At 54.7% G+C, this 24703-nt stretch carries 25 protein-coding genes; 14 read left to right on the forward strand and 11 right to left on the reverse strand.

Going from position 1 to position 24703, the window contains the following annotated elements:
• Positions 1–11: 11 nt before the first annotated feature.
• From GN112_RS23395 to GN112_RS23425, 7 genes are all read right to left on the reverse strand, one after another.
• On the reverse strand, positions 12–857 hold the full coding sequence (locus GN112_RS23395) for an urease accessory protein UreD (RefSeq protein ID WP_155312412.1): 846 nt from the start codon (positions 855–857) through the stop codon (positions 12–14).
• 1 nt (position 858) lies between these two features.
• Positions 859–1554, reverse strand: a complete 696-nt coding sequence (gene urtE / locus GN112_RS23400; protein WP_155312413.1) for an urea ABC transporter ATP-binding subunit UrtE — start codon at positions 1552–1554, stop codon at positions 859–861.
• On the reverse strand, positions 1542–2387 hold the full coding sequence (gene urtD / locus GN112_RS23405) for an urea ABC transporter ATP-binding protein UrtD (RefSeq protein WP_155312414.1): 846 nt from the start codon (positions 2385–2387) through the stop codon (positions 1542–1544). Before urtD ends, urtE begins: the two co-directional genes overlap by 13 nt.
• The gene (urtC, locus tag GN112_RS23410; RefSeq protein WP_197743385.1) at positions 2384–3490 is read right to left on the reverse strand and encodes an urea ABC transporter permease subunit UrtC; all 1107 of its coding nucleotides are present in this window, start codon (positions 3488–3490) and stop codon (positions 2384–2386) included. Before urtC ends, urtD begins: the two co-directional genes overlap by 4 nt.
• A gap of 7 nt (positions 3491–3497) precedes the next feature.
• On the reverse strand, positions 3498–5147 hold the full coding sequence (gene urtB, locus GN112_RS23415; protein ID WP_155312416.1) for an urea ABC transporter permease subunit UrtB: 1650 nt from the start codon (positions 5145–5147) through the stop codon (positions 3498–3500).
• Positions 5148–5317: 170 nt separating this feature from the next.
• Entirely contained in the window at positions 5318–6604 is a 1287-nt protein-coding gene (urtA, locus tag GN112_RS23420; RefSeq protein ID WP_155312417.1) for an urea ABC transporter substrate-binding protein, read from the reverse strand.
• A gap of 360 nt (positions 6605–6964) precedes the next feature.
• A complete protein-coding gene (locus tag GN112_RS23425; RefSeq protein ID WP_155312418.1) occupies positions 6965–7453 on the reverse strand; it encodes an Lrp/AsnC family transcriptional regulator in 489 nt (162 codons plus the stop codon).
• Between the two features lie 303 nt (positions 7454–7756).
• Between GN112_RS23425 and GN112_RS23430 the strand changes: the two genes are divergently transcribed.
• The 5 genes from GN112_RS23430 to GN112_RS23450 all read left to right on the forward strand — a co-directional run bounded on the left by GN112_RS23430 (position 7757) and on the right by GN112_RS23450 (position 13287).
• On the forward strand, positions 7757–9070 hold the full coding sequence (locus tag GN112_RS23430) for a saccharopine dehydrogenase family protein (protein WP_155312419.1): 1314 nt from the start codon (positions 7757–7759) through the stop codon (positions 9068–9070).
• Positions 9071–9440: 370 nt separating this feature from the next.
• A complete protein-coding gene (locus GN112_RS23435) occupies positions 9441–10484 on the forward strand; it encodes an ABC transporter ATP-binding protein (protein WP_231717110.1) in 1044 nt (347 codons plus the stop codon).
• Positions 10465–11385: an ABC transporter permease gene (locus tag GN112_RS23440; RefSeq protein WP_231717111.1), complete on the forward strand. Its 921-nt coding sequence runs from the start codon at positions 10465–10467 to the stop codon at positions 11383–11385. The genes GN112_RS23435 and GN112_RS23440 overlap by 20 nt, the downstream gene beginning before the upstream one ends.
• Complete coding sequence (locus GN112_RS23445; RefSeq protein WP_155312421.1) at positions 11382–12182, forward strand: ABC transporter permease; 801 nt, start codon at positions 11382–11384, stop codon at positions 12180–12182. Before GN112_RS23440 ends, GN112_RS23445 begins: the two co-directional genes overlap by 4 nt.
• Before the next feature lie 58 nt (positions 12183–12240).
• Positions 12241–13287 (forward strand): polyamine ABC transporter substrate-binding protein, encoded by a 1047-nt coding sequence (locus tag GN112_RS23450; protein WP_155312422.1) that lies wholly within the window; start codon positions 12241–12243, stop codon positions 13285–13287.
• 244 nt (positions 13288–13531) lie between these two features.
• On the opposite strand, the gene GN112_RS23455 is transcribed toward GN112_RS23450, so the two are convergent.
• The 4 genes from GN112_RS23455 to GN112_RS23470 all read right to left on the reverse strand — a co-directional run bounded on the left by GN112_RS23455 (position 13532) and on the right by GN112_RS23470 (position 15579).
• Positions 13532–14146, reverse strand: coding sequence for an ISAzo13-like element transposase-related protein (locus GN112_RS23455; protein WP_174247671.1), 615 nt, complete (start codon positions 14144–14146; stop codon positions 13532–13534).
• A gap of 20 nt (positions 14147–14166) precedes the next feature.
• Complete coding sequence (locus GN112_RS34515) at positions 14167–14565, reverse strand: ISAzo13-like element transposase-related protein (protein WP_155312424.1); 399 nt, start codon at positions 14563–14565, stop codon at positions 14167–14169.
• A 45-nt stretch (positions 14566–14610) separates the two neighbouring features.
• Entirely contained in the window at positions 14611–14958 is a 348-nt protein-coding gene (locus GN112_RS23465) for an HVO_A0114 family putative DNA-binding protein (RefSeq protein WP_155312425.1), read from the reverse strand.
• A gap of 390 nt (positions 14959–15348) precedes the next feature.
• On the reverse strand, positions 15349–15579 hold the full coding sequence (locus tag GN112_RS23470; RefSeq protein WP_155309029.1) for a hypothetical protein: 231 nt from the start codon (positions 15577–15579) through the stop codon (positions 15349–15351).
• A gap of 229 nt (positions 15580–15808) precedes the next feature.
• On the opposite strand from GN112_RS23470, the gene GN112_RS23475 reads away from it, so the two are divergent.
• The 9 genes from GN112_RS23475 to GN112_RS23515 all read left to right on the forward strand — a co-directional run bounded on the left by GN112_RS23475 (position 15809) and on the right by GN112_RS23515 (position 24699).
• Complete coding sequence (locus tag GN112_RS23475) at positions 15809–16174, forward strand: hypothetical protein (RefSeq protein ID WP_197743251.1); 366 nt, start codon at positions 15809–15811, stop codon at positions 16172–16174.
• A 4-nt stretch (positions 16175–16178) separates the two neighbouring features.
• A complete protein-coding gene (locus GN112_RS23480; protein ID WP_155309688.1) occupies positions 16179–16754 on the forward strand; it encodes a plasmid partition family protein in 576 nt (191 codons plus the stop codon).
• A complete protein-coding gene (locus GN112_RS23485) occupies positions 16735–18414 on the forward strand; it encodes an integrase (RefSeq protein WP_155309035.1) in 1680 nt (559 codons plus the stop codon). The genes GN112_RS23480 and GN112_RS23485 overlap by 20 nt, the downstream gene beginning before the upstream one ends.
• Entirely contained in the window at positions 18390–19058 is a 669-nt protein-coding gene (locus GN112_RS23490) for an AAA family ATPase (protein WP_155312426.1), read from the forward strand. The genes GN112_RS23485 and GN112_RS23490 overlap by 25 nt, the downstream gene beginning before the upstream one ends.
• A gap of 515 nt (positions 19059–19573) precedes the next feature.
• Complete coding sequence (locus GN112_RS23495; protein WP_155312427.1) at positions 19574–20266, forward strand: hypothetical protein; 693 nt, start codon at positions 19574–19576, stop codon at positions 20264–20266.
• Positions 20267–20301: 35 nt separating this feature from the next.
• Positions 20302–22170, forward strand: a complete 1869-nt coding sequence (locus GN112_RS23500; protein WP_155312428.1) for a hypothetical protein — start codon at positions 20302–20304, stop codon at positions 22168–22170.
• Between the two features lie 782 nt (positions 22171–22952).
• Positions 22953–23576 (forward strand): Hpt domain-containing protein, encoded by a 624-nt coding sequence (locus GN112_RS23505; RefSeq protein ID WP_155312429.1) that lies wholly within the window; start codon positions 22953–22955, stop codon positions 23574–23576.
• Between the two features lie 2 nt (positions 23577–23578).
• The gene (locus GN112_RS23510) at positions 23579–24481 is read left to right on the forward strand and encodes an ATP-binding response regulator (RefSeq protein ID WP_162459083.1); all 903 of its coding nucleotides are present in this window, start codon (positions 23579–23581) and stop codon (positions 24479–24481) included.
• Between the two features lie 29 nt (positions 24482–24510).
• The gene (locus GN112_RS23515; RefSeq protein WP_155312431.1) at positions 24511–24699 is read left to right on the forward strand and encodes a hypothetical protein; all 189 of its coding nucleotides are present in this window, start codon (positions 24511–24513) and stop codon (positions 24697–24699) included.
• The last annotated feature ends 4 nt before the right edge of the window (positions 24700–24703 follow it).

Consider the following 24703-nt stretch of genomic DNA (forward strand, 5'->3'; position numbering starts at 1 on the left):
AATTGCTTCCATCACGTCTCCCAGATCCGCGGCACACAGGCACTCCGGCCGCAAAGCAACGGTCGCAGACATGACCAGATCCCCTGGAAGATGGCTTTGGCCCGGGCCGAGCAGTTCCCGAGACAGCGAACCACCAGGAGGTCTTCCATCAGGGTGGCCCCGGTCAGGACATCTCCCGCCTTTTCGGCAAGCTGCTCGCGCAGCGCTGCCAGCATCTTTTGACTGACACCGGTGGCCACCATCGTGGCCGTTACCGTATGGCCGCGCAGTCCGGCCGGCCGGTTCAGGTCGGCCGCGCCGGTGATCCGCAGGCGATCCCGCAAGAGCGGCCGGTCCCGGCGGTCGATTTCAAGACTCGCCGTGAAGTGGCCGTCCATAAACGGCTGACCGCAGGCCGGCAGGCCCAGGCAGAGGACTTCCCAGGCCATGCAGACGGCATCCGCCGCCAGGCGGATACGGGTGGTCGTGGCCGCATGGGCGCCCGGGTAGACGATCGTCTCCTGGGGCAGCCATTCCAGGCAGCCGCCGTCATCCAGCTGCAGGTGATTGACCTGCGTGGCCAGGGCCCCGCCGCTGCGGTAAAATTTGGTCGCCCCGGGGGTGGTGACCAGGACGGCGGCCTCTTTTTCGATGGCCGCCCGGATTTCCAGCCGATCGCCGCCCACCACACCGCCGGGCGGGTGCAGGATCACCGCGTGGCACACCCCCGGTTCCGGGTAGAGGGGGCGCTGCAGGCGCAGCGGCCCCTGGTGGCGGTTGGTCTGCAGCAACGTATCCGCGCCGTGCCGCACAAAACCCAGTTCCAGGCCGGCCAACCAGCCTGCGGCCGGTGGTTGGGAAACGGCCGCCGACGTCACGCTACACCGTCAGGTATTGCTGGACCATCTCTTCGTCCAGCCGTTCGATACGTTCGCTGGCCACCACCCGGCCGCGGTCGAGAATGGTGAACCGGTCGGCCACGAGGCGGGTGAAATGCAGCTTCTGCTCCACCAGCAAAACGGTCATGCCCATTTCGGCACACAGGCGGCGGATGATCTCCCCGATCTCCTGCACGATATTGGGCTGGATCCCCTCGGTGGGTTCATCGAGGATCAACAGGGTCGGCTGCAGCACCAGGGCCCGGCCGATGGCCAGTTGCTGCTGCTGGCCGCCGGAAAGGTCGCCGCCCAGGCGGCCGCGCATCTCGTCCAGCACCGGGAACAGTTCGAAAATCAGGTCCGGGATGCGTTTCAACTTCTCCCTGCCGGTGGACAGGCCGATGCAAAGATTCTCTTCCACGGTGAGCAGGGGAAAGATCTGGCGGCCCTGGGGCACGTAGCCCACACCCAGACGCGCACGCCGGTCGGCGGGCAGGTGGGTGATGTCCGTATCCTCAAGCCGGATGCAACCCGAGCGGACCGGCAAAAGCCCCATGACGCAGCCCAGCAGGGTGGTCTTGCCGACCCCGTTGCGGCCCATCAGGCAGGTGCACTCTCCCTGGGGAACGTCAATGTCCACATCCCAGAGGGTGTGGCTTTCGCCGTAATACTGGTTCAGTTTCTCTACGCGGAGCATTGCGCCTCTCCCAGATAGACTTCGATGACGGCCGGGTTGTTCTGAACCTCGTCCATACGGCCCTCGGCCAGGACGCTGCCCTGGTGCAGGACGGTGACCTTGCGGGCGATGGAACGTACGAAATCCATGTCGTGCTCCACCACTACCACGCTGTGGGTGCCTGCCAGGGAGACCAGCAGTTCGGCGGTGCGTTCGGTCTCCTGCTGGGTCATGCCGGCCACCGGTTCGTCCACCAGAAGCAGTTTGGGGCGTTGCATGAGCAGCATGCCGATCTCCAGCCACTGCTTCTGACCATGGGAAAGCGAACCGGCCCGGGCACGGATCTTCTCCTTGAGGCCGATGGTGGTGAGCACCGCCTCGATCCTGTCCTGCTGGGCCGTGTTCAGCCGCGCCGTCAGGGTGGGCCAGACCTGTTTGTTGCCCACCATGGCCAGTTCCAGGTTGTCATGCACCGTGTGACTTTCGAAAACGGTGGGCTTCTGGAACTTGCGGCCGATGCCGGCCCGGGCAATTTCCGGCTCGTTCATTTTGAGCAGGTTGATCTGCTGGCCGAACCAGGCCGACCCGCTGTCGGGCCGGGTCTTGCCGGTGATGATGTCCATAATGGTGGTTTTGCCGGCCCCGTTGGGGCCGATGATGCAGCGCAGTTCGCCGTCTCCGATATAAAGATTCAGGTCGTTCACGGCCTTGAACCCGCCGAAGCTGACCGTGATGCCTTCCAGGTAGAGGATGATGCCGTGGGTGAGGTCCAGGTCGGGCGGCGTATCCGGGATAAGGAAATCGAACACCTGGTCGCGGGGCCAGAATTCGCGGAATTTCTCGATGGCGGTCATGAGGGCACCCGCTTTCCGAAAAACCGGGTCTGTTTCAGCAGACCGGCCACGCCGTCGGGCAGAAAGATGGTCACCAGTACGAAAAGCGCCCCCAGACCGAAGAGCCAGGCGTCCGGAAAGGCCGCCGTGAGCACGCTTTTGGCGTAATTGATCATCAACGCGCCGATGACGGCGCCGTACAGGGTGGCGCGGCCGCCGACGGCAACCCAGATGACGATTTCAATAGATGCCAGGGGGGCGAACTCCGTGGGGTTGATGATGCCCACCTGGGGCACGTACAGGGCCCCGGCGATCCCGGCCAGAATCGCGGAGAAGGTGAAAATCCACAGCTTGGCGTCTTCCACGCGGTAGCCGATGAAGCGGGCGCGATCCTCCTGGTCGCGGATGGCCGTGCAGAGGCGGCCCAGCCGCGAGCCGGTAATGTAACGGCAGGCGAGGTAACCGGCGGCCAGGGCCAGGGCCGAGGCCACGAAAAGACCGGCGCGGGTGAAGTCGGACTGCAGCGAAAAGCCGAGGATATCCTTGAAGTCGGTCAGCCCGTTGTTGCCGCCGAAGCCCATCTCGTTGCGGAAAAAAGCCAGCATCAGGGCGTAGGTCAGGGCCTGGGTCATGATCGAGAGATAAACCCCGGTCACCCGCGATCGGAAGGCCAGCCAACCGAAGATGCAGGCCAGCGCCCCCGGTACGAGGATCACCATGAGCAGGGCGAATCCGAACCAGTTGAACCCGTGCCAGAACCAGGGCAGGGCTTTCCAGTTGAGAAAAACCATGAAGTCGGGCAGGATTGGATGGCCGTACACCCCGCGGGTGCCGATCTGGCGCATCAGGTACATGCCCATGGCGTATCCCCCCAGGGCGAAAAAGGCGCCGTGGCCCAGGCTGAGGATGCCCAGATAGCCCCAGGCCATGTCCACGGCGATGGCAAGCAACGCATAGCACAGGTACTTGCCCAAGAGGGTCATGGTGTAGGTGGAAACGTGCAGGGGGCTGGCTTCACCGGTGGACAGGTTGAGCAGCGGCACCAGCACGCCGGCCAGCAGGAGCACGGCGATCAGCACGGTGCCGGCGCGGTCGTTTTGCAGTATCTTGGGGAAAGCGGTCATATGCATGTCATCCGGCAGCCCGGCCCTTTTGCGGGAAAAGTCCCTGGGGCCGTTTCTGAATAAAGAGAATGATGAAGACGAGAATCAGGATTTTGGCCAGCACGGCACCGGTCCAGGGCTCCAGGAACTTGTTGGTCACCCCCAGGGTCAGACCGCCCAGCAGTGTGCCCCACAGGTTGCCGACCCCGCCGAAGACCACCACCATGAACGAGTCGACAATATAGGCCTGGCCCAGGTTGGGGCCCACGTTGGTCAGCTGGGAGAGGGCCACCCCGGCGATGCCGGCAATGCCCGAGCCCAGGCCGAAGGTCAATGCATCCACGCGTGCCGCCGGCACCCCCATGGCGCGGGCCATGGCCCGGTTCTGGGAGACGGCGCGCACCTGCAGGCCGATGGCACTCTTTTTCAGAAGCAGGGAGAGGCCGGCGAAGACCAGCAGGGCGAAAACGAAAATGACCACCCGGTTGGTGGTCAGGGCCAGCACCGGGTTGAACTGAATGGCCCCGCTCATCCACGCCGGTGTGGCCACGCTGCGGTTGAGCGGTGAGAAGATCGAACGCACGGCCTGCTGCAGGATCAGGCTGAGGCCGAAGGTGGCCAGCAGGGTCTCCAGGGGGCGGCCGTAGAGAAAACGGATGATTGTGCGTTCGATGACGATGCCGGCCACCCCGGCGACCACGAAGGCGGCCGGCACCGACAGCAGCAGGGCCGTGCCGATGGAACCGGGCATCATCTGCTGCAGCACATAGGTGGTGTAGGCGCCCAGCATGATCAGCTCGCCGTGGGCCATGTTGATGACCCCGATGACGCCGAAGGTGATGGCCAGGCCGATGGCGGCCAGTACCAGCACGGAGCCCAGGCTCAGGCCGAAGAAGAAGGTCTCGAAAAATCCGTAAAAGGCGATGCGGCCTTCAATGCGTTTGAGCATCATGGCCGCCCGGGCACGCACCGCTGTATCGGCGTCACCGGCCACCAGGCGGCTCAAGGCGTTGCGCACGGCCGGATGCAGGTTGCCGTCCAGCTGTTCCAGGGCGGACAGTTTCGCGGCATCACCGGCATCGTCTTTCGCCTGCAGCACGGTCAGGGCCAGAGCGCTTTTCAGACCGTTGCGCACATCCGGGTCGGATTCGGTTTCCAGCAGGCCCTTGATGAAGCCGTCGGCGTCGGGGGGAAACGTGCCCAGCATCTTGTTGATCGCCTTGAGGCGTACCGCGGCGTCCGGATGGGTCAGCCGGATACGGGCCAGGGCGTTTTTCAATGCCGAGCGCAGGTTGTTGTTGATGCCGATTTTTTTCAGCTTACGCTTTTTCACCGGTTCCAGACGCTCATTGTCCAGGGCGTTGCGGATGGCGTAGTCGCCGTTGCCGTTTTCCTGGGCGACCACCAGATGACGGTGAATTTTGCTATAGTAGAGGTCGCCGGCCAGGAGCGCGGCCAGAATCGGTTCGGCGCGTTCGTCGCCACAACGCGCCAGGTGATCGACGGCCCGTGCTTTTTCGCTAAAATCGCCCTTGACGAGCAGGTTGATGGCTTCGTCGAAGGCAGCCGTGTCCACGGTACCGGCCCACACGCCATCAGTGGCGGCATTACCGACCAGGGCGGCCAGCAGGGCGGCACAGAAAATCCATTTTCGCAGCAATCCAGACGTTAGGCGCATGGCACGATTTCTTTGATGCGGTTACCCCGGTTGGCGGGCCGGGCAACCGGCCGATGGTAGAGACCGGTTGCCCGACGGCGCCGTTTACCCCTGCCGACAGGGTGGGAGGAAGCCATGGTTGACGGGTTCCCCGGACGCCTGCCATCGGCGTCTGAGAGAACCCTCTCGGGTTACTGCTGCCCGGAGCACTTGCCGGTCTTGACGTTGTAGTTGCCGCAGGCCAGCGGGGCGCGCCAGTCGGAGATGAGGTCCTTGGACCCTTGCAGGTAATCGGACCAGGCGTCACCCACCACCAGGCCCTTGGTCCGCCAGACGATTTCGAACTGACCGTCATCCTGGATCTCACCGATCAGCACCGGTTTGGTGATATGATGGTTGGGCATCATGGCGGAATAGCCGCCGGAGAGGTTGGGCACGGTGATTCCGATGATGGCTTCCTGAACGGCCGTCGGATCGGTGGTGCCGGCTTTCTCGACCGCCTTGACCCACATGTTGAAGCCGATGAAATGAGCTTCCATGGGATCGTTGGTCACCCGCTTGTCATTTTTGATGAAGGCCAGCCAGTTGTCGATGAAGGTATCGTTGATTTCCGTATCCACACTCATGAAGTAGTTCCAGGCGGCCAGGTGGCCCACCAGCGGTTTGGTATCGATACCGGAAAGTTCTTCTTCACCCACGGAAAAGGCCACCACCGGGATCGATTCGGCGGTGACGCCCTGGTTGCCCAGCTCCTTGTAAAAGGGCACATTGGCGTCGCCGTTGATGGTGGAGACCACGGCGGTCTTTTTGCCGGCCGTGCCGAACTTTTTGATCTCGGAAACGATGGACTGCCAGTCGGAATGGCCGAAGGGCGTGTAGTTGATCATGATATCCGCCGCGGCCACGCCCTTGGATTTGAGATAGGCTTCGAGGATTTTGTTGGTCGTGCGCGGATAGACATAATCGGTACCGGCCAGGACCCAGCGTTTGACGCCCACGTTGTTCATCAGGTAGTCGACCGCCGGGATGGCCTGCTGGTTGGGTGCCGCACCGGTATAAAATACATTTTTGGAAGATTCCTCGCCCTCATACTGAACCGGGTAGAACAGCAGGCTGTTCAATTCCTCGAAAACCGGCAGGACCGACTTGCGGGAAACCGAGGTCCAGCAGCCGAAGACGGCGGCCACTTTTTCCTTTTCGATCAGCTCGCGGGCTTTCTCGGCGAACAGCGGCCAGTTGGACGCCGGGTCGACCACCACCGGTTCAAGGGTTTTGCCAAGCAGGCCTCCCTTTTTGTTTTGCTCGTCAATGAGCATCAGCATGGTGTCCTTGAGGGTGGTCTCACTAATGGCCATGGTCCCGGAAAGGGAGTGCAGAACGCCAACCTTGATGGTCTCTTTGGCGAACCCGGTCCCGGCCAAGAGACAACCGACCAAACCGACGATCAATCCGAGGCATGCGCGATAACCGAATTTCATTTTTAGCTCCTTTCAGCCCTGCATTTGAGTACATTGAGTGTGCAACCGACAGTGTTCAGTATTACGATGGTAATACGCGTAACCGATCACCATGAATGGCATGTAGTGTGCCACTTGGAATGGAAGGACCTTGGGATGGGAATTAACTATTTTGAATGATTATGGAAAAATAATTTCCAGCAGCGGATAAGGCCGGTTTTCAGGAAAATCCGGAATCCGGTTATGGGGGTGGCGCATACAAAATGGTATTTATTTAAATAAAAAAATACAATAATGTTATTTGAGCCGATTGCCCGGGCCGGTCCCCGCATGGTCGCCAAACGGCTCCCGCGGATCCATTCCTTTCCCCTTCAGGGGGCGTCACGGTCCGTCATCCCACGCCGTTCCATAGTCCCACGTGTCTTTAATAATTTCGACGATCAGGGAGGTCTCCACCGAGTTGACGCCATCGATCTGGCTGACCTTTTCGAAGATCAGGGTTTTGAATTCCGCCAGGGAACCGGCGATGAATTCGATGTCGATGTTGTTGCCTCCGGTGGTCAGGGCCACATAGTTGAGGGCTTCGATGGCTTTGAGGGCCTGGAGGATGGCGTCTTTTTTCTTCAGGTCGATGTCCAGTTTGATGTTGCCGATGATTTCAAACCCCAGTCGGATCGGGTTGCTGACGGCCACCACACTGATGATTTTTTCACTGATCAGGCGTTTCAGCCGCCCCCGGGCCGTGGTTTCGGAAATACCCAGTTCCTTGGCGATGTTGACGATGGGCATGCGTCCGTCCTTCTGCAGCAGGCCGACCATTTTACGGTCGACCCGATCGAGCTTCTGTATCCCGGATGAGGTGGCTTTCATGGGTGGTTTTCCTTGACTGAATACCTAAAAATTGGATGAAAAAAGCGGAAAAAGTTAAAAATATAAAAAAATATAACGAAAAACGCTAAAATAGTCAAAATAAATGTTGCAATAGGAATAAGAAATAACTATATGGAAATTGGGAGCAATGGTTGCTCTGTCGTCGACAACGGCGCATTTGCGCCGGATACGCAACGCATTCGATGGTATTTGATAACCGTTCCAGAAGGGTAAGTTGTTGACGGGAGCCTGCTCTTGGCCATCTGAGGCGTTGACGGTTCAATTCCTATACAAGGAGAATGCATGCAACGCATCATCGTTATCGGCGTGGGCGCCCAGGGCAGTACCGTTGCCAAACGCCTGAACGAGCACCCCGGAGTATCGGAGATCATTTGTGCGGATTACGACTTCAAGGCCGCCCGTGTCCTCAGTGATTCGCTGGGCAAGGCATCGGCCCTCAAGCTGGATGCCAGTGCGGTCAAGAATGTCATCCAGGCGGCCGAAGGGTGTGACCTGATCGTCAACGGCCTGCCCCTGGAGTACAACCTGACGATCATGGAAGCGGCGCTGGCCGTGGGCGCTTCCTACTTCGATATGGCCGGTCCCATGGAAGACATCGGTTTCGTGGAGAGTTACAAACTGCTGTTTTCCGACTGGCACGCGAAATTCAAGGCCAAAGGCCTCACCGCCCTGGTCGGTGCCGGCTCTTCTCCCGGCCTGGCCAACATCATGGCCCGCGAGGCGGTCGAAAAAATGGACCGCTGCGAAACGATCAGTATCTATGTTTATGAAAACGTATTGACCCGGCGCTTCACCCCCTTCTGGTGGTCCCCGCAAGTGGCGTTCGGGGACATGGCCTACAAAACCTTCCGATTCGAAAATGGCCGGCACGTTACGGACAAGCCCTTCAGCCGTCCGATCCGCATGAAGCTGCGCGGCATCGACCGGGAAGTGCGCATGGTGGATCATGAGCACGATGAACCGGTGACCATGGGGCTTTTGGCCGACACGGTGCTCAAGGGGGTCAGGAACGTCGACTTCAAATACGGCGGATTCGGGGTCAAATTTTCCGAACTGCTCTACAAAATGGGCCTGCTTTCCAACCAGTCGGTGGATCTGAACGGAACCCCGGTGGTGCCCATGGATCTGATCCTGAAACTCTGCCCGCCGGCACCCAAGTATCCCGATGAACTCAAGTCCATCATCGATGACGGTGTCGTGGCCGAGGAGGGTGCCTTTCTGGTGCGTGTGGAGGGAACCAAGGGGAAGGATCCCGTGCGCATCGACAGCTACGCCGTGGGACCCGGCCTGGTGGAAGCCTTCGAGACCTCGGGACTCAGCCATGAAGCCTACCTGACCGGCCAGTGCGCCTCGGTTTTTGTCAAGATGATGGTTGACGACGTCTTCAACGCGGCGGGGCTGTTCGTGCCCGAGCAGCTCGACGCCGGTGCCCGCGAGTACTGCTTTCGCAACCTCGCCGAACTGGGGGTGACCATCGACGAAACCCTCCGGCAGCGAACCGTCTACACCCGCCGGCGCCGCAAAGCGGTTTCCAAGCGCCCCTTAAGTGCTGTGGGGCGGTCCGGGCAGACCGTTCAACCCGCATCGTTTGCCTGACACGGTAAATTTGTTCTAATGCTAACCAACTGAAATGATAGATTCGTTGCATATTCTACAGACATGTAAGATCAAGGGGTTACAAACAGAACAAATTCACCCTGTTTGCCTGAAAAGACCTTTGACTTTTAGCGGCAATCGCATTACAGGTGGCCGCCATATTCCCAAGACAGCCGCATCCGGACCCTGTTCCATAAGATTAGTGTCCATCCAGAAATAGGCAAATTGGTCATTTCTGGATGGGCACTCGATTAACGGTCGCAGGCATGGCCAGTTCGACAGAACACCGTAGTTGACGAAGCCATTGATGCTTGTAGCGGGCCATGCCCGCGAAAAACAGAAAATCGATCCATAGGATATGAATCAGACGTTGACCACTGACCAAGGCCTCTCGATTCAACACATCTGCAAACAATTCGGTGACGTCAAAGCACTGAACGATGTCAGCCTGGATGTTGCCCCGGGAGAGTTTTTTACCCTCCTGGGACCGTCGGGATGCGGCAAAACTACCCTGTTGCGGATCATTGCCGGGCTGGAACTGGCCGATTCGGGCCGTATTTTCAGCGGCGGCAAAGAGATCACCCACCTGCCGGCCATCAAACGCCAGGTCAACACGGTGTTTCAGAGCTACGCCTTGTTTCCGCACCTGACCATATACGAAAACGTGGCTTTCGGCCTGCGCTCACGCAAATTTCCCGAGGATGAAATTAAAAAGCGGGTTGACCGCCGGCTGGAGATGCTGGACCTTGGCCCCATGGCCCGGCGCCATCCGCATCAGCTATCCGGTGGCCAGAAACAACGCGTGGCCCTGGCCCGCGCCCTGGTCAACGAACCGGACGTCCTGCTCCTGGACGAGCCCATGAGCGCTCTGGACGCCCGGCTGCGCGCCCAGGTGCAGGAGGACCTGCGTCGGCTGCAGCGCAAACTGAGGCGCACCTTCATCTTGGTGACCCACGATCAGGCCGAGGCCCTGGTATGCAGCGACCGGATCGCCGTGATGCGGCAGGGCCATGTGGTGCAGTGCGGTGAGCCCGAAATGGTGTACGATTATCCCCGGGACAGCTTCGTGGCCCAGTTTCTCGGTGCGGCCAACCTGATCGAGGCGACCCGGGTTCCCGGCGGGGTCCAGACCGCTTTCGGTTTCCTGGCCCTGGAAAAAGCGCCGTCCTGGGAGAAAGGCACCGTGGCCATCCGTCCCGAGTGGATCGGCATCGGTGAGACCGAGCCCCAGTGTAATGGCATCCGGGCGCGGGTCAGCGAAATCGTCTACCGCGGAACCAATTTTGATCTGTGGCTGGAACCGGGGCCGATCAGGGTACGCACCAGTTCCTATCGGCGCATCGATCCCGGCCGGGAGGTATGGCTGGAACTGGCCCCCAAGGAGCTCGTGATTCTTGAAGACGAAACTCGCTGATTCGATTCTGACCTGGTACGGCGAACTGACCACCCGCGGCCAACTGATTCGGCGCGGGAGGCTCCTGCTGATACCCGGCATGCTCTGGCTGATGCTCTTTCTGGTACTGCCCGGGCTGGTGCTGGTGGCAGTGAGCTGCATTACCCGGGGGGCCTACGGCCAGCTGGAGTGGACCTTCACGCTGGAGAACTACAAACGCCTGGCCGGGTTTTCCCTTTTCGGCTGGACGCCCGATTACCTGATGATCCTCTGGCGGTCGGTGGTGGTGGCCTTTGTCACTACCGGGGTATCCGTGCTGCTCTCCTATCCGCTTTGCTTTTTCATTGCCGGCCGACCCGAGCGCAGCCGCTACATGTGGCTGACCCTGGTGATCATCCCCTTCTGGACCAACATGGTTATCCGGGCTTACGCCTGGTTTCTGATCCTCTCGCCGGAGATGCCCTTTGCCCGCATCGCCGCGATTTTCGGATTCATTCCCGACGGTGCGCCGCTCTACCCCAACGCCTTTGCCGTTTATCTGGGCATGGTATCCATGTTTCTGCCCTTCGTGACCCTGCCGCTATACGCCAGTGTGGAACGGCTGGATTGGTCGCTGGTCGAGGCGGCCCAGGATCTTTACGCGTCAAGGGTGCGCGTTTTCACTCAGGCGATTCTGCCCCAGACCATGCCGGGGCTGTCGGTGGGCATCATCCTGACATTCATCCCGGCCATGGGTATGTTCGTGGTGCCCGATCTTCTGGGCGGCGCCAAGTACATGCTGGTGGGCAACTTGATCCAGCAGCAGTTCGGCCCCAGCCGGGATTGGCCCTTCGGGGCGGCCATCAGCATGGGACTGATGGTGCTGACCATGATCGGACTGCAGATTTACCGTCGCAAGGGCAAGGAGATCGAATACGTATGAGACGCCAGCATCCCCTGATCGTCGCGGCGTCCTGCCTGACCCTGCTTTTTCTCTACCTGCCCCTTCTGGGAGTGGCGATTTTTTCGGTCAACGACGCCCGCCGCGGGCTGGTCTGGAAGGGGTTCACCCTTAAGTGGTATCTCAAGCTGTTCGAGAACGACTGGATTCTCCAGGCCGCCTGGAACACGCTGCTGCTGGCCGTGGTCTCCACCATCGTCGCCACCCTGTTGGGAACCATCCTGGCCATTGCCATGGACCGTTTTCCCTGGCGGCCGCGGACCAGCGGCGTTCTGGACGTGATCCTGCACATTCCCGTGGTGATCCCCGATATTATCCTGGCCGCCGCCCTGGTGGTGGCCTTCGGCCTGTTGCGCATGGTCTCCTCCATTTTCGAGCCGGGCCTTCTTAACATGATCATTGGCCATATCACTTTCCAGATCGCCTTCGTCGCCCTGGTGGTGAGAAGTCGCCTGGTGGCTATCGGCAGTGAAGTGGAGGAGGCGGCCCGTGACCTGTTCGCCACCAACTGGTATATCTTGAGAAAAGTGATGCTGCCGCTGCTCATGCCCGGCATCATCGCCGGTGCGATGCTGGCCTTCACCCTCTCGCTGGATGATTTCGTGATCAGCTTTTTTACTGCCGGCCCCGATTCCCAGACGCTGCCGCTGTTCATTTTCGCGGCCGTGCGTCGGGGGGTGACCCCGCAGATCCATGCCCTGTCAACCCTGATCATGCTGGTCACCGTGATTCTGGTCGTTGCGACCGAACGCTTTACCCGCAAACACGAGGCTGCGTAACCCCGCCGGAAGGGGGGCGCGACATTACCCATAAAGATCGAAAAAAGGAGAAGAGGCGATGCGAAAAATTGGACTGCTCATGGCGGTAATGGTGCTGTTGTCGGTAGTGGCGGCCAGTGCCGAAGAGGTGAGAATTTATACTTGGTCGGAGTATATGGACGAGGAGAAAATGCCGACCGACTTCGAGGCCCGGACCGGGATCAAGGTGCGGCTGGATATCTACGAGAACAACGAGGAGATGGTGGCCAAGCTCCAGGCCGGTGGCGTGAGCCAGTATGACATCATCGTGCCGTCCGACTACATCATGCCGGTATTGATCAACCAGAACCTGGTCCAGCCCCTGGATCACGGACAGATACCCAACCTGGGCAACCTCAAACCGATTTTCCGAAACACCACCTATGATCCGGGCAACAAATACTCCGTGGCCTACCAGTGGGGCACGGTGGGGCTCATGTACCGCAAGGACAAAGTCAGCGCGGATGCGGTGAAAAGCTGGTCCGTGCTCTTCGATGCGGCGAAACAGCCCGGCGCCTTCTGGCTGATCGACTCGGTCCGTGAGATGATGGGCATCGCCCTGGTCTACCAGGGCAAGGATTTCAACAGCACCAACCCCGTGGATCTCAAGGCCGCCGCCGACCTTCTGGTGGCCACCAAACGCACCAAGAACTGCATGGGCTTCAAACCGGGTGTGGGCGGTAAGAACGATGTGGTTGCCGGCACGGCCGTGGCCGCTATCGTCTACAATGGCGACGCCATCCAGTCGGTCAGCCAGGAACCGGACAAACTGGGTTTCGTGATTCCCAAAGAGGGTAGTGAGATCTGGTATGACTCCATGTGCATTCCCGCCAAGGCGCCCAACCCCGCGGCGGCGCACAAGTGGATCAACTGGATTCTCGATCCCCAGGTGGGTGCCGAACTCTCCAACTACAACCAGTACGCCACCCCCAACGCGGCCGCCGAAGCTCACATTACGCCGGAAGACCTTGAAAATTCGGGTATTTATCCCACTCCCGAGATCATGGAAAAGCTTTACTTCACCAAGGATCTGGGCAAGCAGAACCGCATCATGGACGAGGCCTGGACCCGCGCCAAGTCCCACTGATGAGCTGTGCGGGCCAAGCCTGCGAACGACTGTATTAAGTGCTATCCCACCAACCGCCCGTCCGGCCGCCGGAAACTTTTTCCTACTGCCGGCCAGGCGGTTTTTTTCGTAAATTGGCCGGTCAGGAATTCATCCCGGACGGCTTGCCGGCCATTGGACATCGTCCGGTGGTTAGGTATTTTGGCTCATTAGGGTACCAGCAGGGGAATGCTAAGGTGATTTGCCAAAATATCCATACCAATCTTTAAGCAGGATTTATCCTGATGTCCCATTTCGGCAACAGAGGATTTCGTTGCAACCTTGATTCCACTTTTCGCATAGCCTTTTTAGACAGTGAGATCCCTTTAAGATACACTTTTTGACTGAACTTCACAATCGGGTTGATACCTTTCCATGTCATGCTCTTCGCCCATTCAAGCATGGTTTCCCTATCCACAAGCTTGGTTCCGTTCCAATGTTGTTCCAAGATTCCCCAACATCGCTCCACAGGGTTATATTTGCTGTGGTATGGCGGGTAATAAAGAATTTGTACGGGCTTTGCGATGTAGTCAGTGAAATCCACCATTCGCTTGAGAAACTGAGTTCGCTGCCCATTGCTCTCCGGGCCGTTATCAGCCTTAATCTGAAGGAGGGAAATGCTATCGCGTTCCTCGGCAGGTATGTGGTCCCACCATTCATATAGGCTGTCTAAGATAAAATCGCTTGTCTTGAAGGAACTTCCAAAGATGATGTTCAACTGTCCGCTGTCTTCATCCAATACACCAAACGGCGTATATTTTTCCTTACAACCCATGTCGTGGTCGGCAGCCTGATTATCGCCACGTGTTTTACCTCCGCGGCTATATTCTCCGATTTTCACGGTGGCCTTGCAGTCAATGCTTATTCGCTTGGTCTCTCCTTCGTCAAACTGTTGTCCGTCCTTTTCTTTGATATTGTTGAAAATAGCGTCTGTTTGCGGGTTTTTTTTAAAGGTTTGGCTTTCTCTACCAGACGCAAACGAAAGCCGTTTCGGTTGAGTATATTTGCCATGGTTCTGGGTGATGGGAGCATTTCCTCCGGGAAACCCTTATCTCGCAACTGTTTTAGTGCTTCCGCTGCCGTCAAACGAGTAAATGACAACGTTGTACGGAAAGTCGGGTCCTGTTGGGCATGGAATTCGGCCAATTCAAATAACACTGCGGCGACCTCTGGATGTTTTTCTTCCCAAATTTTGTTGCCGCAACAAGCTTTTTTTGCACCCAAACAAATGATGCCGGTGCGTTTTTCATTCAGACCCAACTCAACCGTATTACGATTCCAACCCGAAAATGAAAGGGGGTTCGGCTATGCCACATGCAACAGAAATTCGACTTTAACAGCTTCGAATAGAAAGACAATACGCCTGTCGTCGGTGCGAATGAGTATCCCAGCGTTTAAAAGTGCAGTAACATCACCATGAACTGCCTTTACATCACGCCCGACACGTCTCGCTGCTTCGCGGATTGAGACAGGACCTGCTCCGCAGAGAACCTTGAGCAACTCCCACCGCTTTGCGGTTAATACCCTCCAAAGCAATTCCGGAGTTGCAAAGCTGATGCGTGCGGACTCTTGGGCCTTTCCTGTTTTCCATGCCTTTGTAAAATCTGCCATCGAATCGGCAGGTTTTCGTACGTCAAGAGTTACGGTTTTCATGGTTCAACCTCTTTATATCATGCTGGAAATCAGCGACCAACTGTTCCGGAGTCGTGAATACATAGGCACTTTCTTTTCCATCGAAATGCCGATGATCACCCTTCTGCTAAGGCAAAAATAGTGTAACGGCCTACCCCGCCTATGCGGCAAAAGTGTAACGGTTGGTTCTACTATCCCGCAGCGAGACCCCGCCCCAAAAATCAATAAACCTACCACGCTACCCCGCCGCAATAGCTCCCGCCGGCAATCGTTTTTACCAAAAAGTTTTTGTAGGTTGTAAAGTGGGTATTGTCATGGTCCAAGAAAATGAGGAGAAAGCCCGGAACCATCACTTCCGGGCTTTCAGGGTGAACTCCGTATCAAGGCCGGATGTTCATTAAGTAAATTACTTTAAACTCCGGCCACTTTCAAGGCCGGATGGTAAAGCTGATCCAAATATCCTGTCGTTGGTGCAACACCGTTTTTTGTGTGTGCCGGTGCTGCTTTCGTGGGCATGCTTATTGTTGCGATGCATGCCGCATCGCCGGTCGTCTCCAGTCCCGTCGAAAAGCGCAGCGACGCTACCGTAAAACCGATAAAGGTAAAAAAGCCCACCGTCTTGCCGAAAACCGTCGTCGGCATCGTGAAATCGATCCACGTAGAAAAAACATGGATGATCATACTTCAACAAGCCCTTTTAAACGGGTTATGTTGCCACCACAGATCGAAATTTCGGTACCTTTTCGCCTCGGTTTTCGATGCCGCTGCCATTTTTGCGGTCGGCCGGGTGAAATTGTGAGCCATTTTCCACGCCGTGGTTATGGATGAAATCTTTTTCAGGATTTTTTACGCAGATAAGGAGGCCAATATCATGAGACGACGGTTTACAGGGGGAGAACTGTTTCAACTGCGCAATCGGATCCCGGTTGACTGGCTGATCAAAGAACAGCTTCATATCCCATCTAAAGTGATCGAAGGCATTTTTCGTTTTCTATGCCCGCTATGCAATGAATTTCAAACCGCGACCAACCCCAAGACCAATCTCGCCAGGTGCTTTCTTTGCGAGAAAAACTTCAACCCGATTGATTTGGTCATGACCGTGAAAGGCCTTGGATTCGTTGACAGTGTCAAATATTTGCAAACCCTTGTACCAAACAGACCGGATCCTTTAACGGACCAACGGTTGGAATTGAATCAACTGCTTGGCGATATCGGGAAACGGATGAGCATCGGGTGAACAGATGGCCAACAACCGACTCACCCAATTGGAGGAGATCATCGCTGCCAATCAACACCATTTTCACCAAACCGGTAAGGCATTAAAGCAGATTCGAGACGATCAATTGTTTCGAGATTTGCTGTTCGATTCGTTTGAAGGCTATGTCAAGGACCGGTGGGATATGGCCCGATCCCAGGCATATCGTCTGATTAAGGCCGCCAATGTCATCGACAATTTGTCTCCAATTGGCGACGGCATCCTTCCGGAGAATGAATACCAGGCCAGGATTCTAACGCGTTTTACAAAAGAGGATCAACGCAAGATCTGGCGTGCATTTATCGCATCCGGCATGGCGCTCACGGCTAAGAATATTAGAAAGTACGCCCATCAAACCCTAAAGGCCAAGCATGTCAAAAAAAAGAATGCGTCTGTGGTCGATATCATCAGCGCAGACTATAAAACGGCCGTGATGGCCATGCTGGAACAGATTCGGTCGGCGCAAAACGATGATTGGCAAACGACATCCAGACAAGCGGCCTTATTCTGGCTGAAAGTGATGAAAGAGAAAATCATTCGTCATGAAAGACAAAGACTTTGAACAACTGCCCATGGACGACCGTTTCCTGATCTTGCTGCACAAAAAGATCATGGACAAAACCGGCAGCGCCAAACGCAGGGCCAAAAAATATTACATGGATCAATACCGTAAGACCGGCGTCATTCCCAAACCGCTGCTGCTTGCCGGCCAAGGCATCATGGAAGGCAGAAAGTGCAGCGGCCGGCGCCGGGTCTTGACCGAAAAAATCCAAAACCGCTTCATCGAGATGGTCAAGGCTTCCAGCGATCCATCGGACGATCGTTTTGTATTTATCACCCGCCATGGACGAACCATCAAAAATTACCACGCCTGGCTCGAACAAGAGTTCGAACGTAGCATCTCACTTAGCGCTTTAAGGCGTTTTGCCAGGCAAGCCAACCTCAAGGTCTATTTGGAAAAACCAGACTTCGAGGAAAAGAACGATCCCAGCGTCTGCTTTAAGGACGAACCGGTCTTCGATTTGATTCAAATGGACGGATGCAGGTTTCGCTATTTCAAGATTCGATCGGACGACGGCGTTTGGGCCAAGCCCCAGGTGATCGAGTTTTTTGACACCGGATCGCGCAACATGCTTGTGCTTGACGCCTATTTTTCCGAAAGCAGTCTAAATTCGGTGGACCTGTTCGAGAAATTTTTGGTGAGCACCCCCTTTCCGCAAAAAAAGATACGGCTGAGACCGGACAATGCAAAGGGTTTTGTCAACCTGAAACGCCCCATCAACGAACTGAACATCAAATTTTCATTGCCAGGCGGATTTTATCTGCAACCAAACTTCTCACGCATCCATGCGCCCAAGGACAAAGCACATCTGGAATCATCCCATCGCAGCATCCATCATTTTGAAATGCGGATCATCAAGCACTTTGAAGACCGCATCGTTAAGACAGAACCGGGCTATATCTACAAAAAGGGCAAAAAAGGAAAAATTACCATCACCTATCTCGACATCGATCTTGCAACGCTGCGCCAGAGTGGTTTACTCGAAGCCTATCGCCGGCAGCACAATGAGCAAAAGCACTATTATTCTGTGAACGGTAAAACATCGGCCTGGGTGCCCAAGGAGAAGTTTGACGACGGTCTTGCCCAATACGAGTGGATAACGTTCAGTGCGGATGACGTACGCCATTTCGTCAAATACGGCTATGACAAGATCAACGCCACCGTGGGGGCGAAAGGCATCATTACTTTCAAAAAGCAGACCTACTATGTGGCCGTTGGCGCGCAACACTTCAGCCGCCACAAGAGCACCAAGGTGTATATCTCCGATCTTGGCGACAAGCTGTTTATCTTCGAGCATAAGGAAAACGGTATCCTGCTGGGTGAAGCGCTGCGCCGGGAACCTTACGAAAAGCCGGTCAAAAAGGCAGGCACCGAACCCAACGCGGTTGAATTGATCAGCGCTTTTCTGCAGGAGAAAAAGATGGCGGTGGACAGGCCACGACTGATTGACATCCATCTTCGGGGTTTGACCCTCGATGCCGCCCAAACAATCTATCGGCAACACCGGAAACGATATATCGCTTACGCGATCAAACTACGCCAGCCTGAAACCATCACCGGCAAGGCGCTTTTCAATGCGTTCATTTTGGATTGCGAAAGACAATTGTCAAACAACCCTTTGGCCCCGTATGCCTCATGCAGCGAAAACAAAGTTTTATAAACGATAAGCGCCGGGTCTCCTATCTATCCGCGGTATACAACCGGATCTACCGGGGACAGAGCGTATTGATCGAGGGCGAATATGGTGTCGGAAAAACTCGTTTCCTCGAACTGCTCAAACCCAAAAAACTTCAAGGCGTATGGGTGGAGTCGCTTTTCAATGTGCATGAAATGTTGGCCTCCATCCTTCAAGGGTTGAACTACGAGGCGGTGGCCACTTATCGGCGCACGCCCCATCATTTGAAGCTGATCCGCAATCTGACCGATTATTACATCATCATCGACGAGGCCAATGACATCGAAAAAAGGGTTTGGCCCTACCTGAAACGAATCATGGACGCGCACGTGCCCATCGTTTTGGCCGGACTGCCAAAGGTGAGGACATATTTGACCAGCCAGCATCCGGATATCCTCAGCCGATTGAAAACCTTGATTCTGTATCCCATCGTAGTCGAGGATTTCATCCTGGAATACAAGGATTTTGAATCTGAAGCCATCGAACAGATTTATGTGGCCACCAGGGGCGATATGAGAAAGTTCAAGGAAATTTGCACGGATTGCCGCGACAAGGCCAAAGAACTGGGCCATAGCTTCGTCGATTTAAATCTGGTGGTCGACTTTCTCGCCAATCTTCATCCCATGTAGGCTCCAAAAAACAATCTCTTCCCTCACTCTGCGGCGAAGCAGCTTTCTCCCAAGACCTGTTAATCTAAATCCCACATCGTAACTTTTTTTAACTCTCGTAAAGTCTATTGTTATTGTATCGTTTCTCTATTAACCGCTAACGCGCAGCGGCATAAGATGCTTCAAGGCCTGAAATACGATGAAAAAGTTACATTATTTTGCAACGTCCTAAAGGCAGCCAATGATCACTAACGCATTAATATATTTGGGATATTTTTTAAACGGGGCCTGAATAAACAGAACGGGAAGCGTTACACTATTTTTGCCTTAGCAGTTGGATTCACTAACCCACCGAAATGTATTTAAATATATCACTACATCCATTCATAATTGTATCACTGTTCGATTATTATGGCGGCACTAAAATTTGTAACCATTTGATATTATTAAACCTGAGGGTTGACATAGGAGGGTCGAATTGATACGATTATTTGAATGAATTCAAACTCATACAAATAATTGTATCATGAGGCCATATGCTCTCATTTGAAGAATCCAAGACAGTACTTCGGAACTTTTTCAACAAGAAGTATATCGCAGATATTGGCCAGTTATATCATTTACTTCAAACGACGTCGCGAATGAGTGTTTTTCGAAGACTCAAACGCATGGGATATTTAACGAGTTTTACGGATGCCGGTCGTTATTATACGCTTCAGGATGTACCGATTTTTGATGAGTGGGGATTGTGGTTTCATAAGGGGATTGGTTTTTCACAATATGGCACGCTGAAAAACACCATCATCAAAATCGTCCATTCTTCAGATGCCGGCATGATGCCCAAAGAAATGCTGAATTTGTTGAAAATAAGAATTCCCAACACGTTGCATAATGCACTGCATGGGCTGGTTAAAAACAATCAGATCGGTCGCCGTCGGCTGGAACGTTTCTTTCTATATACAGATGCAAATCCTGAAAAAGCACAACTGCAGTTAAATACGCGCCGTTTTCTTTTGCAAAAGACAGCACCGGTTGTTGAACCACCATCAGCAGAATTAACCATCGCCGTGCTGATTGAAGCGTTTAAAACCGTAAAGATCAGGGTGTCTCCAACGTTGGTTGCTGAGCGCCTGGACGTACGAGGGATGTCGGTTACAGTCGAGCAAGTCAAACAGATTTTTACTCGACACGGGATCCCGACAGAAAAAAAAACGGCAAGCCTCCCTTAAACGTCCTGAGCGATTTGAGAGATGAGGCGCGTCGTTTGAATGACCGTTGTTGTAAACAGGCTTTCGGACTGACCGATGTTGTTGTTTCGGCCAAAGAGGAGCGTGGACGCTGTGAAATCTGTCATGGCCCAATGAAAGTTCAGAAAACATACCGCCATGAAGGCAGGACCCTTCGACATGGAGTATTCGAAGTATGTGAAACAGTGTATGTTTGTGCCGGCCGATGCCATCATCCCGTCGGCACCTTGGTGACCCAAAGATCTTTATCCGTGTCGCAAACTATTATGCCAAACTGCAATGCCGGCTATGATTTGATGGTTTTTGTCGGACGCCAGCGGTTGCTTGAACATCGGCAGCGAGAAGAGATCATGGCAGCGCTCAATGACGACTATGGCATTCGTATCTCAGCTGGTGAAGTCAGTGACTTGGCCATGCGGTTTTCACAATATTTTCTACGGCTTCATTATGCAAAAGCCGACCGCATAAGAAAAATATTGGAAAATGACGGTGGATGGCCGATGCACATCGATGCAAGCGGAGAAAACGGCCGAGGCACGCTTTTTGTTGTGATGGCCGGTTGGCGAAAATGGGTGCTTGGCGCATGGAAGATAGCCACTGAGAAAGCTGAACTTATTTTGCCATGTCTGCGCGACACCGTTGAAAGATTCGGCCCGCCTTGTGCGGGGATGCGAGATTTAGGGCGAGCGGTCACACCGGCGCTGAACGATTTGGTTTCCGAATTGGGATTGGAGATCCCTGTTTTGGCCTGCCATCAGCACTTTCTGGCGGATATCGGCAAAGATCTTTTAAATTCTGACCATTGTGCCCTTCGCGACCTTTTTCGCAGAACCAAGGTTCAAGCCGACATTAAGCGCCTGATTCGCGAGTTCGGCGGAAAGATTGGTTTACAGATCGATGATGCTCGGCAAACGGTTATTGCATGGCAAGAGATGGAAGACCATACATATCAATTGCCGCCGGGAAAAAATGGGATAGCGGTTGTCCGTGCGCTAAGCCAATGGGTGATCGACTATCATGCCGACGCCTCCGGGCTGGATTTTCCATTTGACCGACCCTATTTCGATTTTTTTAACCGCTGCATGATCGGATCAAAAGCGATTGATGCGTTTCTTCGTATCCCATCCGATGATCGAAAAGTAACCGGTGCACTCAAACGGCTTGGCCGGATTTTGACCAAAGTTGCTTGTGAAGTTCCTTTTCGTCACATCGTCAAGCGGCTCCAACGCCGTGCTGAGCTATTCGATGAACTGAGAGATCAACTGCGGACCGCGAAAAAACTGCCCGAAAATGAAACAGTGGCAGACATTGATGCGATGCGGAAACGATTGGACGATTGGACGGTATCGCTCAGAGAACTTCGTCCCAAAAGAGGCCCGGCCCAAGATACGCGCGATGCCATTGATATCATCCTGAAACATATCGATGTTCATGGCGAAAACCTTTGGGGCCACATTATTACGTTACCGGAGAACGCCCCTTCTCGAATGCGACTTGTGAGTCGTACAAACGAAATTATAGAAAACTTTTTCGGCACAATAAAACACGGCGAACGACGCAGGAGCGGGCGGAAAAACCTCACACATGATTTTGAACTATTACCAGCTGAGGCAGCGCTGGTGTACAATCTGAACCAACCCGATTATGTCAGTGCCGTTTGCGGATCCATTGATCGTCTTCCTCTTGCTTTTGCACAACTCGATAAAGAAGAAGCGCGGAGAAAAGAAAAAGGGTTACCGTCCCAAAAGATGTCAAATCTGGATAAAATACTTCAACTTTCCACTTCATCTTTATCTTCCGCTGATCGCCATGTTGTAAGAACGGAAAATATGAATCAACGCATCATCAAGGCAGCCAGAAGCCGCGCTCCGCGCGTCGCGTGTTGAGGGATATTGTAAAATCCAACCGTAGAATGACGCTTAAGAAAATTTCATAGGAGCGATAGCCGCCCGTTCCCCCATTGTGCCAGATCATTTCCAAGCCGTTCGATCAAAATCCTTTGAATCTCCCCGTCGGATGGGACTGGAGATGCCAATACTGACCGTCCAAGGGCGGTTACTGATATAATCCATGCTCCACATCGTAATAGTACTCCCACATGAAATCCCGATGAGATTTAGAACGTCCAACAGAGCCAGTCCCGATTCGACCGCAGTCGTCTTCCCTTTCATCCGCTTGACATAAAAATCGGACAGCCTTCTCGTGGTTGCATACTCATCTTTTGCGACCGGATTCCAAAGAAACTGATGGAACGATGAAAGGGATGATGGATAAAATGGTGTTGAACAGAGCCGCCTGATGCCGTCGGTCAAGCTATGGATTTTATATAGCCTACCTGGTGAAGAATGCAAGGGAACATTGGAAGTTTGGATCACGAAATCGTTTTCTGATCATCTCGTTCGACCTGTAGGTTTATATAAATGAGTCCGTCAAGGGCGGATTCCGATGGAAAATTCAGAGTCTTCGGGCCGCTCTTTAATGGGCGCCCCCTTTTTGACTTGGCCACGCAATCAATCAGTACTATGATATATTGTATTGTGATCCCATCCTGGTTTCGCAATAGCATTTCATTTTGTCGGCACGATGGCTCCCGCTTGGGGCCGGCCGTCTGCCAGTGTCCGGTGGAGGTGCTGATGGGTGAAACAATTGCCTTCAGCGAGGTAATGTGATGACGGTTCAAGACAAGCAAGAATCCCCCTTGCAACCGGATGCTCCGGTTCTGCTGGATGTCGACGGGGCCATGACGCGCCTGGGGAGAAAAGAGTGGATATATATCAAGATCCTCGAACAATTTGTTTTCGATTATAGCCACTTTGCAGAAACAATGGGCCGGTGCCTGGCCAAGCAGGATCGCAAGGGGGCCGAGCGACTGACCCACAAAATGAAAGGCGCGGCGGGACAGATCGGGGCGGAGGCTTTGTATGTAATGGCGCCTGCATTGCGCCAGATGGTTGCCACGCAGCCGACCGAGGTCGCCACCGGGAAACTTGCCGAGTTTGAGGGCCTCGTTAAGCAAACAGTTGCCGTCATCAACTCCTTTCTGGTATCAAAAGGCATACGAACGGATTTAGGATTCCAGCCATTGGGCGAACCGGAAATGATACCTCAGGCAGGCCTTCTGGAAAGCATCCGGCAGCACGCTTCAATGGGACGATTTTCCCGGATCGAACGGATCATCGACGATCTGGAAAGAAAAAATTGTAATTACGAAACGTTTTGTGTGGGTATGCGCAAGCATATCCGCGCATATGATGAAGCGGCGATTGCCGCTTATATAGACCGATGGACATGACCATGGATGCAAAACCTTCAACGGGAACGATCCTGGTTGTTGACGATGACCTGCTGATCATCGATATGCTGCGGGCCTGCATCGAAGATCAAGGCTATGAAACGATCATCGCCACATCCGGGGAAACGGCGATCACCCGAGCGGAGCAAACCGCCACGGATCTGATCTTGTTGGATATTGTCATGACTGGAGTAGATGGTCTCGAAACCTGCCGACGCCTCAAAGCCTCTGAAAAAACCAGCACCATTCCGGTGATTTTCCTAACCGTTTTAACCGACACTGAAAATATCGTTACCGCATTCAAGGCCGGAGCCGCGGATTATGTCACCAAACCGATTCGAATTCCGGAATTGCTGGCGCGGATTCAGACCCAGATCGAATTGCGGCACACTCAGATGGCGCTGAAAACCAAAAACCAGCGGCTGCAGCAGGAGGTGGAAAAACGCCTGGAAATGGAAAACCAAATCCGGTTCCTCAACCAGGAATTGATGCGCGCCCAGGAACGCGAAAGACAAAAAATCGCTTACGAACTGCATGAGAAGATCGCTCAGAACTTGGCCGCCCTAAAACTCCTCACCTCAGACATCTTTGATCATCAGCGGCGTCTCCCCGAAGAAAAGCGAAAAAAGGCCGCTTCCTTCTCCGAGGGATTGGAATCCGTTTTACACGATATCCGGGCCATGACCTACCAACTGCATCCTCAGCTGCTGGATATTTTTGGCATCGAACGGTCAGTGGCCGTTTACTGCCAGGATTTCTCGACCCGGTATGCACTACCGGTGGACGTTGATTGTGTTGGTTTTACCGATCGCCGATTCGATATGGACACGGAAATCAATCTGTACCGGATCGTTCAGGAAGGGCTTGATCACCTCGTCCAGTACGGGACTTCCCGGCGCGCTTGAATGCCGATGATGAGCGGATTCTTCTACAAATGGAAAATGAACGGGAGGATGCTGCCTTCGATGACGACGCAATAGAGGTCATGCCATCAGACGGCCTGGGGTTGAGGCGAATGCAGGCACGCGCCCGTCTGCTCGGTGGCCACCTGACGATCGAATCCCGTTCGGTGCCGGGTAACCGAATCGTCATCAACATACCTGTTAGTGAGAAGGACCGGTAGGTCC

The organism is Desulfosarcina ovata subsp. ovata, from assembly GCF_009689005.1.
Taxonomy (GTDB): domain Bacteria; phylum Desulfobacterota; class Desulfobacteria; order Desulfobacterales; family Desulfosarcinaceae; genus Desulfosarcina; species Desulfosarcina ovata.

Excerpts from the sequence above, each read along its gene's own strand:
- GN112_RS23515 (WP_155312431.1), top strand. The coding sequence starts at position 24,511 with ATGGAAAATGAACGGGAGGATGCTGCCTTCGATGACGACGCAATAGAG.
- GN112_RS23490 (WP_155312426.1), top strand. The coding sequence starts at position 18,390 with ATGCAGCGAAAACAAAGTTTTATAAACGATAAGCGCCGGGTCTCCTAT.
- GN112_RS23475 (WP_197743251.1), top strand. The coding sequence starts at position 15,809 with ATGAGACGACGGTTTACAGGGGGAGAACTGTTTCAACTGCGCAATCGG.
- GN112_RS23505 (WP_155312429.1), top strand. The coding sequence starts at position 22,953 with ATGACGGTTCAAGACAAGCAAGAATCCCCCTTGCAACCGGATGCTCCG.
- GN112_RS23465 (WP_155312425.1), bottom strand. The coding sequence starts at position 14,958 with ATGAAAACCGTAACTCTTGACGTACGAAAACCTGCCGATTCGATGGCA.
- GN112_RS23495 (WP_155312427.1), top strand. The coding sequence starts at position 19,574 with ATGCTCTCATTTGAAGAATCCAAGACAGTACTTCGGAACTTTTTCAAC.
- GN112_RS23485 (WP_155309035.1), top strand. The coding sequence starts at position 16,735 with ATGAAAGACAAAGACTTTGAACAACTGCCCATGGACGACCGTTTCCTG.
- GN112_RS23430 (WP_155312419.1), top strand. The coding sequence starts at position 7,757 with ATGCAACGCATCATCGTTATCGGCGTGGGCGCCCAGGGCAGTACCGTT.
- GN112_RS23470 (WP_155309029.1), bottom strand. The coding sequence starts at position 15,579 with ATGCCGACGACGGTTTTCGGCAAGACGGTGGGCTTTTTTACCTTTATC.
- urtB (WP_155312416.1), bottom strand. The coding sequence starts at position 5,147 with ATGCGCCTAACGTCTGGATTGCTGCGAAAATGGATTTTCTGTGCCGCC.
- GN112_RS23445 (WP_155312421.1), top strand. The coding sequence starts at position 11,382 with ATGAGACGCCAGCATCCCCTGATCGTCGCGGCGTCCTGCCTGACCCTG.
- GN112_RS23480 (WP_155309688.1), top strand. The coding sequence starts at position 16,179 with ATGGCCAACAACCGACTCACCCAATTGGAGGAGATCATCGCTGCCAAT.
- urtD (WP_155312414.1), bottom strand. The coding sequence starts at position 2,387 with ATGACCGCCATCGAGAAATTCCGCGAATTCTGGCCCCGCGACCAGGTG.
- urtE (WP_155312413.1), bottom strand. The coding sequence starts at position 1,554 with ATGCTCCGCGTAGAGAAACTGAACCAGTATTACGGCGAAAGCCACACC.
- GN112_RS23510 (WP_162459083.1), top strand. The coding sequence starts at position 23,579 with ATGGATGCAAAACCTTCAACGGGAACGATCCTGGTTGTTGACGATGAC.
- urtC (WP_197743385.1), bottom strand. The coding sequence starts at position 3,490 with ATGACCGCTTTCCCCAAGATACTGCAAAACGACCGCGCCGGCACCGTG.
- urtA (WP_155312417.1), bottom strand. The coding sequence starts at position 6,604 with ATGAAATTCGGTTATCGCGCATGCCTCGGATTGATCGTCGGTTTGGTC.
- GN112_RS23450 (WP_155312422.1), top strand. The coding sequence starts at position 12,241 with ATGCGAAAAATTGGACTGCTCATGGCGGTAATGGTGCTGTTGTCGGTA.
- GN112_RS23425 (WP_155312418.1), bottom strand. The coding sequence starts at position 7,453 with ATGAAAGCCACCTCATCCGGGATACAGAAGCTCGATCGGGTCGACCGT.